This window comes from Vibrio fujianensis (assembly GCF_002749895.1).
In the GTDB taxonomy this organism is placed as follows: domain Bacteria; phylum Pseudomonadota; class Gammaproteobacteria; order Enterobacterales; family Vibrionaceae; genus Vibrio; species Vibrio fujianensis.
The window spans coordinates 754649-769434 of record NZ_NBUS01000054.1; the positions used below are offsets into that span (position 1 = coordinate 754649).

The 14786-nt window shown below is 43.2% G+C and carries 14 protein-coding genes; 2 read left to right on the top strand and 12 right to left on the bottom strand.

From position 1 onward, the window contains the following. From B7C60_RS19875 to B7C60_RS16645, 12 genes are all read right to left on the bottom strand, one after another. On the bottom strand, nt 1-800 hold an 800-nt coding region (locus B7C60_RS19875; protein WP_245869632.1), incomplete at its 3' end, for a TadA family conjugal transfer-associated ATPase. After that, nucleotides 797-2050, bottom strand: coding sequence for a CpaE/TadZ family protein (locus B7C60_RS16595; protein ID WP_099612595.1), 1254 nt, complete (start codon nt 2048-2050; stop codon nt 797-799). The genes B7C60_RS16595 and B7C60_RS19875, both read right to left, overlap by 4 nt. A gap of 3 nt (nt 2051-2053) precedes the next feature. Next, nucleotides 2054-2572: a hypothetical protein gene (locus B7C60_RS16600; RefSeq protein ID WP_099612596.1), complete on the bottom strand. Its 519-nt coding sequence runs from the start codon at nt 2570-2572 to the stop codon at nt 2054-2056. After that, nucleotides 2569-3897, bottom strand: a complete 1329-nt coding sequence (locus tag B7C60_RS16605) for a type II and III secretion system protein family protein (RefSeq protein WP_099612597.1) — start codon at nt 3895-3897, stop codon at nt 2569-2571. Before B7C60_RS16605 ends, B7C60_RS16600 begins: the two co-directional genes overlap by 4 nt. A gap of 10 nt (nt 3898-3907) precedes the next feature. After that, nucleotides 3908-4717 (bottom strand): Flp pilus assembly protein CpaB, encoded by an 810-nt coding sequence (gene cpaB, locus B7C60_RS16610; protein WP_099612598.1) that lies wholly within the window; start codon nt 4715-4717, stop codon nt 3908-3910. Nucleotides 4718-4740: 23 nt separating this feature from the next. Continuing rightward, nucleotides 4741-5175 (bottom strand): prepilin peptidase, encoded by a 435-nt coding sequence (locus B7C60_RS16615; RefSeq protein ID WP_099612599.1) that lies wholly within the window; start codon nt 5173-5175, stop codon nt 4741-4743. A gap of 19 nt (nt 5176-5194) precedes the next feature. Continuing rightward, nucleotides 5195-5431: a Flp family type IVb pilin gene (locus tag B7C60_RS16620; RefSeq protein WP_099612600.1), complete on the bottom strand. Its 237-nt coding sequence runs from the start codon at nt 5429-5431 to the stop codon at nt 5195-5197. Nucleotides 5432-6035: 604 nt separating this feature from the next. Then, a complete protein-coding gene (oppF, locus tag B7C60_RS16625; RefSeq protein WP_099612601.1) occupies nt 6036-7028 on the bottom strand; it encodes a murein tripeptide/oligopeptide ABC transporter ATP binding protein OppF in 993 nt (330 codons plus the stop codon). Further along, nucleotides 7025-7996 carry an ABC transporter ATP-binding protein gene (oppD, locus tag B7C60_RS16630; RefSeq protein WP_172953258.1) on the bottom strand — a complete coding sequence of 324 codons (972 nt, stop codon included), beginning with the start codon at nt 7994-7996 and terminating at the stop codon, nt 7025-7027. Before oppD ends, oppF begins: the two co-directional genes overlap by 4 nt. A gap of 32 nt (nt 7997-8028) precedes the next feature. Continuing rightward, nucleotides 8029-8931, bottom strand: coding sequence for an oligopeptide ABC transporter permease OppC (gene oppC / locus B7C60_RS16635; RefSeq protein ID WP_099612603.1), 903 nt, complete (start codon nt 8929-8931; stop codon nt 8029-8031). A 19-nt stretch (nt 8932-8950) separates the two neighbouring features. Beyond that, the gene (gene oppB, locus B7C60_RS16640; protein ID WP_099612604.1) at nt 8951-9871 is read right to left on the bottom strand and encodes an oligopeptide ABC transporter permease OppB; all 921 of its coding nucleotides are present in this window, start codon (nt 9869-9871) and stop codon (nt 8951-8953) included. A 99-nt stretch (nt 9872-9970) separates the two neighbouring features. After that, nucleotides 9971-11602 (bottom strand): ABC transporter substrate-binding protein, encoded by a 1632-nt coding sequence (locus B7C60_RS16645; protein WP_099612605.1) that lies wholly within the window; start codon nt 11600-11602, stop codon nt 9971-9973. A 736-nt stretch (nt 11603-12338) separates the two neighbouring features. Here B7C60_RS16645 and B7C60_RS16650 point away from each other — a divergent pair. Further along, nucleotides 12339-13253, top strand: coding sequence for an aminoimidazole riboside kinase (locus B7C60_RS16650; protein ID WP_099612606.1), 915 nt, complete (start codon nt 12339-12341; stop codon nt 13251-13253). 334 nt (nt 13254-13587) lie between these two features. Then, the coding region (locus B7C60_RS16655) for a carbohydrate porin (RefSeq protein WP_245869633.1) at nt 13588-14786 on the top strand (1199 nt) is incomplete at its 3' end.

Below are 14786 nucleotides of genomic sequence, written 5' to 3' on the forward strand. Positions count from 1 at the left end.
GAGTTAATGACTAAGTCTCGCTGGTTAACTAACCCAGTATTTTCAATGCCTGCTGTGCGGGTTTCTAAGCGCACAACATGAGGTTGCTGTAAGCGCAATTCCGCTGCATCTTCAATGGTAATAATACGTTCGTTTTCAGAAATAAACTGAGATAACGCATTTAGCATCGTCGTTTTCCCCGAGCCAGTCCCTCCTGAAATTAAAATATTTAATCGGCAGCGAGCTGCAACCATTAATACCTGAGCCATTTCAGGGCTCATCGCTCCAAACTCGCATAATTTGCTAAGGTCTATACTTTGCTTTTTAAACTTACGGATGGAAATGGCAGTGCCATCAATGGCTATCGGCGGAATCACTATATTAACTCGGCTTCCGTCCTGTAAGCGTGCATCACAAGTTGGGGACGACTCATCCACCCGTCGACCAACACGTGCAGCAATTCGTTTTGCTATATCTAGTAATTGTCTTTCATCAATAAAATCTATGTGGGCTTTTTCAACCAATCCACCACGCTCAATAAAAATATTTTCATGGCCATTGATCATAATATCGCTAATGGATTCATCGTCCATTAACGCTTGTAGGGGCCCTAACCCAACAAGCTCATCCACCAAGTTTTTCACAAATTCTTGACGGATCACTTTTGGTACCGTTAACCGTTCACGCTCAATCAATAATTCAACCGCACCATCAAGCTGCTTGGCGAGCTGCTCTTTACTCATCTGCGCGATAGCTTCGGGCTCCAACGCATCAAAAATTTGTTTGCGTAGTCCGACATAAATTGCTTTTGCGCCGATCATGATTTTTTCAACCATTGCTGAATTTGTTGTAATAAGCTTCCCTTGGCTTGAACAAGCGTTTCGCCTAATAATAAGCAAGTCAATTGTTTCAACGGCTCAGCCGCTTTCAATTTGGATGCAACAACACGTTTATCTTCTAAAATGGTGGTATTAATTGCTTCGCAGTAAGGGATCTCTACATCGATCGGCTGCTTAAGAATGGTTTCTGCTTCTTGCCTTCCTGCCGTTGCTAACTTGCTGGCAACCGTATGATTAAGAACCGTAATTAAGCGTAGCGCAGGGTTACTATTGAGTTTATGCACTCGCTCTTTCAAACGTGCAGCCTCTCGCACTGAAGAAACGGTCGGATCAATCACCAACACCACCATGTCTGCATGAGCAAGAAATTTATCGGCTTCTAAGCTAAATCCAACCGAAGAGGAAAGGTCTTCTAAGATAAAGTTAACCTCTTCTGAAAGCTGATCCACCACAACATTGGAGTAATCCAGCAAAGATAAGGTATCTAACTGTTCCGACGTGATAGCCAACATAGACAACATCGGATTCTGTTTGTGTAATAAACTTTGTGCAGAAGCACTGTCTAATGACGAAGCAAGTGAACCTTTTTGGATTTTCCGTTTTTCTAATTTACGAATCCCCATCAAGATATCTAAGTTACCGCCGTAGTAATTTTGATCCACAATCAAACACGAGGTTTTACGAGCGCTACTCAACTGGTATGCCACTTCCGCAGTAATCAAACTGGCTCCTACGCCACCTTTTGTCCCTAAGATGCTAATGTATTTGGCTCGACGTTTTTTTCCAGGGCCTCGGTGGCTACTACGCTGTCGGTTATCATAAACACTACGGACAAAATCGATAAACTCTTGCTTACTGACCGGCCAAAAAACATAATAAAAACCCATCGCTTTTAAATTACGAATGGTCGAAATCGCATCTTCACTGCCCACCACAATAACTGAAGCATGGTTAGGCAATAAGTGGCTAATTCGCTCTGCATCAGCGCTGACATCTCGGCTATTATTTAGCTCAACAATCACGATCTCAATATCTGACTGACGCACATGTTCAGCAATTTGATCATCTTGGTTTTTCGCCATTGCTGGAGGAACAATACCTTCAAATCGAAAGGCTTCTTGCACCAATTCTTGACATTCAGCGGTTTGATAAAATAGCACCGAGGTGATTTTTTGCTGCTCTATGGTTTCAGTTTGCTGCTTTTTGCTGAGTAAATCGACTAAATCAAACATTATTTAGCGACTCCCGTGCTGAAGGTGACTTTCTGACTGGAGCATTTTTTGGGGATTAACCATCGACTGCCAGCGTGAACTTTCTATAAAACATCCGGTTCCTTCTTGACCAAAACGACTCACCTGAGCATAGGGACAGACCGGAACAACCACTTTATGTGCTAGAATGTCTACTTTAAAATCAAAATGTTGTCCAAAACTATTAGAAGATTTTTCGAGACGTAACTGCTCAGAAGCCACCCCTAAACGACGTAACTTCTGCCGAGTTTTTATTGCAAAACGTTCGCCATCAGGAGTACGCCAATATAGAACGATTTGCTGCGTCACCAATGCGGCATGCTGTTCATGTAAAAAATCATCTAATCGCGTTTGTGCCTTCGCAAGCTGCTGACGGTTGGTTTGTAAAGCCAGTGAGGTAAGCACAGGATAGACCTCTATTGCAGGGCCAGATTGATCCGGGCGACCAGAACTACAACCGATAAGAACCCATAAAAGTCCAAACATTACCATTGATTTTTTCATTGCTTAAACCCTCCCGTGGCGAGAATTTGCTGGCTCAACTGCTGTTCTACTGGGCTTTTTTCCGGGTCTAGAGCAAAGAAACGCTCTAACGTTGAAGTACGCTGCATACTCGGTAACTGAATGCCAGATGGTTGAATGGGTTGAACTAAATTGACTGTGGCAATGATGACTAATTCAGTTTTGTTACGGCTGGTTTCGGTATGACGAAATAATGCACCCAGGATAGGAATATCGCCGATAAAAGGAATTTTTCTCAATAATTCGCTCTCTTCTTTATTGAGTAACCCCCCCAAAACAAAACTTTGTCCATCGCCTAATTCAACGGTGGTTCTTGCGCGACGAGTTTTTAAGGCAGGTAAATTGTAAGTATCATTGGCGTATTGAGTATCTAGCGAACTGACTTCGGGCATCAGTGAGAGGCGAATTTTATCGTCACGTTGTACTTTCGCCATCATCTCTAATCGGACACCAAACTCTTTATAAAGAACATTCGTACCACCATCAACGATAGTAACGACCGGTAATTCTCCCCCCACTAAAAAACTGGCGGTTTCTCCCGAAATAACCGATAAATTAGGCTCGGCTAACACTTGCCCAACGGTATCATCTCCTATAGCGCTGATCAGCGTCATGATGTCAGAGCTGCTAAATTGCCTGAGCGGATTGACAAAAATCCCACTATTTTGCCCACTGCTTCCAAGCTGAATGCCGAATTTCTCCATAAACGATTGAGAAACTTCAGCAATCGATAATTTCACATTCACCTGCTTTGTACTGGCTACTTCAATATTATTCACCACCCCTTCAAAGCGACGACGCTGCATAAACTCCATTTTGTAACTGTTATCACCGAGTTTCCATTCCACATCACTATCAATAGAATTTTTTCCCAATAACTCCCCAACCAACAGGTTGATTTCATCACGTTCTTTTTCGCTTGCGACCATACCACTGAGCACCACCTGTTCACCTAAATTGTAAACCGTGACTTCCGCATGTGGATACTTCATTTGAATTTGCTGTTGAATATGCACCATACTTTTATTGACCACTAATCGTCGGCTAGTTAGTGTTTGGCTGTTTTCACCAAAAACGATCAGATTTACATTACCCACTTGTTTGCCAAAAACAACCACCGTATGTCGATCAATGACTTGATAATCAGCCACGTTAGGATCAGAAATAAAAATCGATTGGATTTCACCTTCCGTCCTTAAGGTTTGCGCATCACCTTCCGCTAAGTTAAGCATTCGTTGTGCATTGACAGGTAAACTCAGCACACCCAGTAGAATGAAAAGTAATAAAGAAAAATAGCGATGAATCATAATCCGTTCCTTAGCGTACCGTGGCTTTATCTGCCCGATATTCTTGTATGGCTTTGTAGTCATTGAGTACATCACCCGCATTGGCCGAAAGCTCACTCGCTTTACGATGACCACTAGAGAGGTGGATCTCTAACTGTGCAATATGCCGAGCAATGGTTAAGGTGGCCACTTGTTTACGGGTCAACTCTAAAATGACACTGGCCTGTGACGTTGTTGCTTGCTCGCGTCCTTTTCCTTCTATGAGTTGCTGTTGGTTCACTTGCAGCACTTTGACTCCCATCAAAACCGGAGCTAAGGAGACCGTTTCAAAACTGCGCACAGTTTGATCATTAGCTAAATTCTGCTTTAAAGAAGCAAGCGCTAAAACATCGACCAAGGATCCCGGTCGAATCACGCCACCAATGACCGATTCCGCTTTTACCTGCAGAGGAAAAGGAACATGATCTGGCGTTAAAATAAGATCGATATAGCCAGCTTGATTAGGCCGTAATAGCATTTCTGGCCACACCACCCCTCCTTGAGCCAAGGGCTGGTTAATCCGCATCTCTGGCGCAAAATCTATCGTGATATCTTGATTGACTCCCAACGCGAGCGCTTGACGCTCATCCATTGAACGTAGTTCAAGATCCGCTCGAGTAATTTGTTGTCCTTTTTCTAATGGATGGCGAGCAAACCATACTTGCCACTGCTTAGCGGGCACAGGTTGTGACTCTACCGCCAACGTAGATTGAGCCGGAGGAGGCGTAGCTGGGGCAAATAATCCATAGCCACCAGCGGCTATCGCAAGGAGAGCCAATGCGATTAAAAGCTTGGAATTCATTTCACCGTCCCAAGTGAGAGAAATTATAAAGAGGAGAGATAAATGGCAAAACCGCCAACTAAACTAATGGGAACTCCATAAGGAATACCTTTCTGGCGTACTGCTGTTAAATCGGTACAAAGACCATAAAGCAAGTAACCAAGAGCCATAATTCCACCTATCACTGTGATACCAACTATGGTCAATGGCAGATAATCCGGATGAATACCTAAACTGAGGACTGCCAAAAGTTTAGTATCTCCCGCAGCCAATAATTGAAAATAAAACAGTACTAAACCGATTAATAAAATCGCCAAGGTATAGGGCAGAACAGACCAATTAGGCTGGGTTAACCAGCCTAAGAGTAGTAGCCCACCTAGATATATAAAATACTGATTCCGTATACTTCTTGACGCTATATCTGATTTACAAACTATAAATAAAATTAAAGTCATCAATAATAAATAAAGTATCTTCATCTGTATTTAAAGGTAATTTCTAAGATGAAGGTGTTTGGGTGACATTTGCTGCTTTATTAATATTATCGGTGATGGTATCTAGAGCACTGATAAGGGATGCTTTCAAACCCGTATCTCCATCACCACCGAATACGGCCAAAACAATTGCTGATATAGCCACCCCGATAATCGCATATTCAATGGCGGTAACACCGCGTTGATCTTGAGCGAAAGAGTCCAACAGTAAGCGAGATTTAACATATAGTTTTGTCAACATGGAATTTTCCTTTTTTTATCATATAAACGAAAATTTGGAGCAATATCACCAAAATTAATTTCAATAAGGCAACTTTAGCATTCAAGATTAATATGTCTACCGAAAATCACATCAAAGTTATTGATTTAAATCTTTAATCTCAACCGTGAGACAAAACAGAGCATTAACTCTAATTTAACTTATCATTCGCTTGATATAATCAGCAAATAGAGTGATATATATCACACTAATCAAAGCGCTATTACCGTCGTTGCATTGGTTCACAATGAGACGAATTTACTGCGAATTGACTAAAAAATATCAAGGATGCTAGAAAAACACTGAAACAATACGAGTAAAAAGAGGAAAATATTACTATTTACATTATCCCTAACCTATATGGCTAGGGACATAAAGGGCGATACCCAAACCACTTGGAGTTGCAGTTAGGCGGCAAGTAAGTGACAAATTTGTCTGGAACAAACTTGAACAGCCGTAGGCTGGCCTTTGATGAGAACCACAGATGGCTCTCATCATCCCCATAAGCATAGACAGGCGATGTGGTTGGGGTGAACGAACGTAGCCGACACCCCTGCAGCTTCAAGTAGGAAGGTATATTGGTTAATTACAAATTAACCTGCAGGCAAGAGACCGCATGTTGATCGTCACCTTGAATGCTGGGCCGAATTTGCGCACAGGCGTCATTCGCTTGCGGACAACGAGTACGGAAAACACAACCTGAAGGCGGGTTAATCGGTGAGGGTAAATCCCCTTCCAACATTTGAATGGTTTTACTGCGTTCAATTTTAGGATCAGGAATGGGTACGGCTGACATTAATGCTTTAGTGTAAGGATGCAAAGGATTAGCAAACAAGGCTTCCGCTACTCCGAGTTCTACCGCGTTGCCTAAATACATCACCAAAACACGATCAGAAATGTGCTTCACCACAGAAAGATCATGCGCAATAAAAACCAGTGACAAGCCTAACTCTTGTTGTAGATCTTTTAATAAATTGACCACCTGAGCTTGAATTGATACATCCAATGCAGAGACGGGTTCATCACAAATGATCATTTTAGGGTTTAAAATCAATGCTCGTGCAATGCCAATTCGTTGGCATTGGCCGCCCGAGAATTCATGTGGATAGCGGTTAATGACATTGGGCAGTAGGCCTACTTTGGCCATCATTTCCTTGACACGATCTTTGACTTCTTGCTTAGACAGCTCGGGATAAAATGTCTGTAAAGGCTCAGCAATAATGTCTCCAACCGTCATCCTTGGGTTGAGTGAGGCAAGCGGATCTTGGAAGATCATTTGAATGTCTTTTCGGGTCTGACGGCGCTTAACGGCATTTAAGCGGGTCAGATCTTGTCCTAACCAAACAACCTCGCCAGCGGTTGCCTCGACCAAGCCGATAATCGCTCGCGCGAAGGTTGATTTACCACAACCAGATTCACCGACCACACCTAAGGTTTCACCTTCATATAAACGAACGTTTACCCCATCAACGGCTTTTAAAGTCGCCGGCTTACTCCAAGGCCACCCTGATTTGGCGGCGATAGAAAAATGGACTTTTAAGTCTTTAATATCTAATAAGAGTGATTTTTGATTGCTCATTTAGTCCAAGCCTCCCAATCAGAAAAACAGGCACGCTGACGTCCATCCGCAAACGGTGTCAAGATCGGCGCTTCACGCATACATCGGTCCATCACGCGATGGCAGCGTTCTTGATACGGGCAGCCTGTCGGTAGGTGCAGTAAGTTAGGCGGATTACCCGGTATGGTCGGTAGTACATCGCCTTCGGTATCTAACCGAGGAATGGCCTTAAGTAATCCTTCGGCATAAGGATGGCTAGGGCGATAAAAAATATCATCAACGGATCCATACTCCATTGTTCTTCCGGCATACATCACTAATACTTTGTCACAAGAGCCTGCGACCACCCCTAAATCATGAGTAATCATAATGATCGCGGTGTTAAACTCTTTTTTCAGTTCATTGAGCAAGTCCATGATCTGTGCCTGAACGGTCACATCCAAAGCGGTCGTTGGCTCATCAGCAATCAATAATTTAGGACGACAAAGCAGCGCCATCGCAATCATTACTCGTTGACGCATACCACCTGAAAACTCATGCGGGTACATGGTAATCCGTTTACGGGCTTCAGGAATTTTTACTGCTTCAAGCATGCGGACTGATTCTTCAAACGCTTGCGCTTTACTCATTCCCTTATGTAGCATCAAGACTTCCATCAGTTGGTCGCTGACCTTCATATAAGGGTTCAACGAAGTCATTGGATCTTGAAAAATCATGGCAATTTGCTCGGCGCGTACTTTGTTCAGCTCACGCTCGGATAAATTGAGAATTTCTTTTCCCTCAAATTTAGCACTACCTGAGATTCGACCATTTTTAGCCAGCAACCCCATAATGGCAAATACCGTCTGCGATTTTCCTGAACCGGACTCACCCACAATGCCTAATGTTTCTCCTTGTGTCAGAGAAAAGTTTAAATCATTGACCGCAGTGACGGTGCCATCTTGGGTGGTAAACTCCACCCGCAGATCTTTGACATCTAATAAACTCATTATTCTTTCCTTACCATCTAATTCCTGTGGGGTTATCTGTCTTTTGGATCCAGCGCATCGCGTAAACCGTCGCCGACATAGTTAAAACAAAAGAGAGTGACCACCATAAATGCGGCAGGAAACGCCAGTTGCCAAATAGCAATTTCCATGGTTTGCGCGCCTTCTTGTAACAACGCACCCCAACTGGTCATCGGTTCCTGTACGCCAAGACCAAGGAAAGAGAGGAAGGATTCGGTCAAAATCATGCTGGGGATCAGCAAGGTTGAATAAACCGCCACTATCCCTAATACATTAGGTACAATATGCCGAGTAATGATCCGCCATTGGCTCACCCCACACACATGCGCCGCCTCGATGAATTCTTTGCTCCGCAGGCTTAACGTCTGGCCTCGAACAATACGCGCCATATCCAGCCACGCAATGGCACCAATCGCCACAAAAATCAAAATAATATTACGGCCAAAAAAGGTCACTAAAACAATGACTAAAAACATAAAGGGCACAGCATAAAAAATTTCTAAAATACGCATCATCACCCGATCGACTTTGCCACCAATGAAGCCAGACGTTGCACCATACAAAGTACCAATCAACACCGCAACAAACGCGCCCATCACCCCAACCATCAATGAGATACGACCACCGATTAAAGTACGGACATAGATATCTCGTCCAAGGCTGTCGGTGCCAAACCAATGCTCGGCATTAGGAGCAACATGCATGGCATACCAATCGGTATCATCAAATGCATAAGGGGCCATCATGGGTAAAATAATCACCGCTAAAATCATTAAGGATAAAATGACCAAACTGACCATTGCAGCTTTGTTACGCATAAACCGATAACGCGCATCCTGCCATAAACTGCGGCCTTCTATTTCTAAATTCTCAGAAAATGTTTCAATCGCCGCGACATTATCTTTTTTTATTAACATTGCTCTATTTCCCTGTCGTTTAATAGCGAATTTTCGGATCAATCATGGCGAGTAAAATGTCTACAATGGCATTGAACAAAATAAACAGGAAACCGATTAAAATCGTTACCCCCATCACCAATGAATAATCTCGGTTAAACGCAGCGTTGACGAAGAGTTTGCCGATGCCTGGTAAGCCAAAAATCGTTTCGATCACCACTGAACCGGTAATAATACCGACAAAAGCAGGCCCCATATAAGATACCACGGGTAAAAGCGCGGGTTTCAATGCATGTTTCACTACAATGTACCGGTAACTCAACCCTTTGGCTCGCGCTGTGCGAATAAAATTACTGTTAAGTGTCTCAATCATGGAACCACGGGTTATCCGTGCAAAGGTGGCAACATACAGTAAAGACATCCCTATAACGGGAAGCACTAAGTATTTCGCGCTGCCATCCATCCATCCGCCCGCCGGAAATAAATTCCAGTGTAGAGAAAATAGATAAATCAGGGCTGGGGCTAACACGAATGAGGGCATCACCACCCCTAACATCGCCGTCGACATAATGGTGTAATCGATCCAAGTGTTATGTTTTAAGGCGGCGATAGTCCCCACACTGACCCCCATAATGAGGGTAAAGATAAACGCGACCAATCCTACTTTTGCCGAAACAGGTAAAGCAACTGCAATGAGTTCATTCACCGAATAATCTAAATATTTAAAAGAGGGGCCAAAATCCCCTTGTAATACATTTACGAGGTAGGTGGTGTATTGTTCAAAGACGGGTTTATCTAAGCCATATTTAGCTTCAATATTAGCCATAACTTCAGGCGGAAGTGAACGCTCACTAGAAAACGGATTTCCTGGTGCAAAGCGCATAAGAAAGAAAGATATCGTGATCAACACCAACATGGTCGGAATTGCTTCAAATACCCTTTTTGCGATGAATTTAAACATAAACTCACTCTTGCTGTCTGTGACAATTGAAAACAGGTAGACGCTGTATGCGCAAGCACATACAGTGTCTCAATCGTTATTTCGTGGTTACCAACAAAATTACTCAGCTTTGATATAGAGATCTTTCGAGTAAATTTTTTCTTCTGGGTTATTGGACGGGAAACCACCCACTTTAGGCGAAAGTAACCGAGATTTCACATATTGATAGATAGGTGCAATCGGCATTTCTTTGGCGATCAGTGCTTCGGCCTGAGCATAGTACTCTTGTCGTTCTGACTCAGAAGTCGATGTTAAGGCTTTCATGATGATGGCGTCATAATCGGTATTGCCCCAATGTTGACCACCCGTTGTGTTATTGCTCATCATCAAAGTTAAGAACGAAGAAGCTTCATTGTAATCACCACACCAACCAGCACGTGCTACTTCAAAATCGCCTTGATCTTTTGAAGAGAGATAAGTTTTCCACTCTTGGTTTTCAAGCGTCACATCAAGCCCCAGTGTTTTCTTCCACATTGAACCTAGTGCGACAGCGATTTTTTTATGGTTTTCTGAAGTGTTATACAGCAAGCTAAATTTCAAAGGGTTTCCTTTCCCGTAGCCAGCTTCTTTCAGTAGGCGTGCCGCTTCTGTGTTACGCTCTTTTTGGCTCATTTTTCCGTAAGCAGGGTATTCTGGATGGAAACCGGCAGTAATTTCAGGGGTTAAGAAATAAGCAGGTTTTTCGCCTTGAGCCATAATAGCATCAGTGACAATGTTACGGTCAATAGCGTAGGAAATTGCTTTACGTACACGAACATCATCAAATGGCTTTTTCTTGGTATTAAATGAATAATAATAAGTACATAAATTACCTACCACAGAAACCGATTCCGGATACTCTTTTTTCAGCCGGCGGAAGTGTTCAATAGGCAATTCATAAGTAATATCAATTTCACCCGCTAAAAAGCGGTTCATCTCTGCGACTTGGTTTTCAATCGGAAGAAAAGTCACTTTATTGATTACGGTATGGGCATTATCCCAATATTGTTCGTTACGAGTCAGAACTAGTCGTTCATTCACCACCCAACGATTAACCACATACGCTCCATTACCAACAAAATGCTCTGGCTTAGTCCAGTTGTCACCATATGTCTCAATGGTTTTTTGGTGAACTGGCGTCATTGTGGTGTGCCCGGTCATCATGACAAAATAAGGCACCGCCTTTTCAAGCTCCACGACTAAGGTATGATCATCCAACGCCTTTACCGCAAGTGTGCTTTTGTCTTTTTTTCCTGCGACAATTTCTTTGGCATTTTTAATCTTGGTGTATTCCATGTACCAAGCATAAGGCGAAGCCGTAGCGGGATCGAGTGCGCGTTGCCAACTATAAACAAAATCTTGTGCGGTGACTGGATCACCATTCGACCATTTTGCTTCTTTTCGTAAATGGAAAGTGTACGTTTGGTTATCTGTGGTTTCCCAGGATTCAGCAACGCCAGGAATGACATTGCCATCTGCGTCTTGATTGACCAGCCCTTCTAACAAATCACGGATAACATGTGACTCGGGAACGCCTTGCGATTTGTGCGGATCAATGGTCGCAACTTCTGTCCCATTGCCGCGCACTATTTCTTGTATCTCTGCTAGTTTTGTTCCGGGAGGGACATTCGCTGCGAAAGCAGTAAAAGAGGTGGTGCCCACTGCTAAACTTGCGCTCAGCAACAAGGTTTGAGTGATTTTATTCTTATTCATCGTCGAAAAACTCCAAGTTTTTATCTTGCATCCATGACTTCACTATTGAGTTTCTAGAACGGCCAGAATAAAGGTCATAAACCAAACTCAATAGAGAACTTGGCACATTAGCAATCATTGAAGTAACTTGCCAATAAAATGTAGCTTGAGCAGATGATATTCTTAATCTACATCAATAATCAGCGTATAACTTCAGTTGAAATTGGCTAAACAAGGATGATCTCATGTCAGCGCAATATCGTTGATAATCTATGCCATAATGTCTCGCCCATGCTTAAAATAGAGACCTTAGACATTGATCAAAAAATTAACATTCGAAGCCAAGTGCGTCGAACAAAAAACACCAATCAACGCGTTAATAGCTCGAATCTGTGAAGGCAATCGCTACCTTGCACCAAGATAAATCGGATGCCCCACTTTGCTTCATTCAAAAGCAGCCCGATGGTAACCAACATAGGAGGAAGAGCGAACATAATGAAAACTCCAATCAAAGAGAAATAGCTGAAGCACAAAACGCGTGCAGTGTGCGCTGAGTCCTGATATTCGTCAATCTACAATTTGAAATTTTCATTAAACTGGGAACGATACCGAAAAGTAAATAAAAAAGCTCGCCATTTTATTCATTTGTTCTTTATTGATCACAATTTGGCAAGTCAAAGAATAGACCCGCTAGCGAAAGACTTTGCAAGATTTTTTCAACCATTACACTAAAGAAAATTCTTGTGGGAGACAGTCAATGAGTAAAGTATGGGTCACAGGCGACGCGGTTGTCGATCTTATTCCTGATGGTGAGCAACACTATTTAAAATGCCCCGGTGGCGCACCCGCTAACGTTGCCGTTGCGATTGCCCGCTTAGGCGGACAGAGTGCTTTTTTTGGTCGAGTTGGGAACGATCCTCTTGGTCGATTTATGCAGCAGACACTCACCAATGAAGGTGTGGATAGCGCATATTTGCTGTTGGATGATCAGCAGCGCACCTCTACCGTGGTGGTAGATTTAGATGACACAGGTGAACGCAGTTTTACGTTTATGGTAAAACCCAGTGCCGATCAGTTCTTACAGCCCAATGATATTCCTGAATTTCATCCCGGTGAATGGCTACACGTTTGCTCAATTGCACTCGCCAATGAACCCAGCCGTAGCTCAACCTTTGCCGCGATCGATCGCATCAAACAAGCAGGGGGATACGTCAGTTTTGACCCTAATTTACGTGCAGAGGTCTGGCAAAATCCTTCAGAACTCATTGATGTGGTCATGCAGGCCGTGACCAAAGCCGATGTGGTGAAATTTTCAGAAGAAGAACTCACGCTTCTCACCCAAACAGAGACCATTGATGCAGGGCTCTATGCGCTAAAAGCACTGAATATTCCTCTTGTCGTGATTACTCAAGGAGCAAAAGGCGCATTAGTTGTCACGAATAAACACCAACAATTAGTCACAGGAAAGATAGTTAAGCCTGTCGATACCACAGGCGCTGGTGATGCTTTTGTGGGAGGGTTATTGTATCAACTTTCCACCAGTAATCCGTGGCACCAAAATTTGGAAGCGGCGATTTTATGGGCGCACGGCTGCGGCGCGTTAGCGACTACGAAAAAAGGGGCGATGACCGCTTTGCCAACCCAGCAAGCTCTACTTGATTTCATTCGTTAACTGCATATTTCTTCTCTTTTTTGTTAGCGAGCTTTCTTGTCAAAAGAAGGTTCGCTTTTTGACTTTGAAACAGTGTGATCAAACACAATGCATCAGATCACAAAAAACTGCGATTGTGTGATTACGCTTAAATTTTTCATTAATTTATAGGGATCGTTCCCTATTCATCTTATACAGTTATATCGAACTAAAGATAACGTAAATCTCATTTATATCGAATTATTCAGGATAAAATGGGTAAAATTGGTCTATTTTTCTACGCTAATTCAACGATCAATCGGGAACGTTTGCAAACTCTTGATTTATCATCCAATTCATGTGGAGAAAAAGCACAATGAAAACGAAAACATTAGCACTAGCCATTGCCTCAACCCTACTCCCAACCTCTGCGGTATGGGCAAATAATGATATTGCGGCGTTGGAAACTCGAATTAATGAGCTGGAATCACGCCTCATGACCACAGAACAAACCGCTGAACAGGCCTTCAATACTGCCTCTCAATTCGAGTTTACTGGCTATGCGCGCGCAGGATTGTTAACCAATGATGACCTTAACGGCGCAACAGGAACAGGGCCTTATATGACCGCGGCCGGCAGTTTAGGAGCCCCCATTGGCCGTTTAGGTCTGGAAGCCGATAAATACTTAGAAGCTAACCTTATCCATAATCGTGTATTGGATGATGGCTCTAAAGCACGCTTTCATATCATGTTGGCCGATAGTGTAGAAACCAATAATGAGTGGACGGCGGATGACAGCCAGTTAAACGTACGCCAAGTCTATGCGGAGCTGTCTAATTTAACCTCTTTTAGTGGTGCATTTGAAAATGCTACGGTTTGGGCTGGTAAGCGTTTTGACCGTGATAACTTTGATATTCATTTCTTTGATTCCGATATTGTCTTCCTTTCGGGTACCGGAGCTGGGGTCTATGATGTTCAACTTGCCGAGAACTGGAAAGCCAACTTCTCTCTCTATGGGCGAGATTTTGGAGAGATTGATAGCTCCAACACCAACATCGAAAACTACATAGCGACCATGAATAACCGATTCGGTCCTTTGCAAGTGATGATCAGCGGTATGGTTGCCGCAGATAATGAAGATCAAGCGGTAGCCGCCGAGTCAGCGACAAAACGGGCAGAAAACGGGATCCATGCGTTATTTTCTTATCATGGCAGTGATTTCTTTGGCTTTAATGAGGGATCATCTTCAACTGGGTTACTGCTTGGTCAGGGACTTGGCGCAGAGTTAAAAGGTATTGGCTCTAATGGCAATTTAAACGATGATGCTAAAGCACTTCGTCTCTTTAGTTATGGGGTGACCCGCTTTGCTGAAAATTGGCGCTTTGCTCCCGCGCTCATGGCGGAATATAGCCAAGATCGCATTAAGAAGGATGATAAATTCAAGTGGGCTTCACTTAACATACGCTTAGCTCAAGAGTTGACAGAAAACTTTGAGATGGTGTACGAAGGGTCATATCAATATATGGACTTAGATAATAGCGTTGAACAAGCCAGTGGCAGCTTTTACAAAGCAAC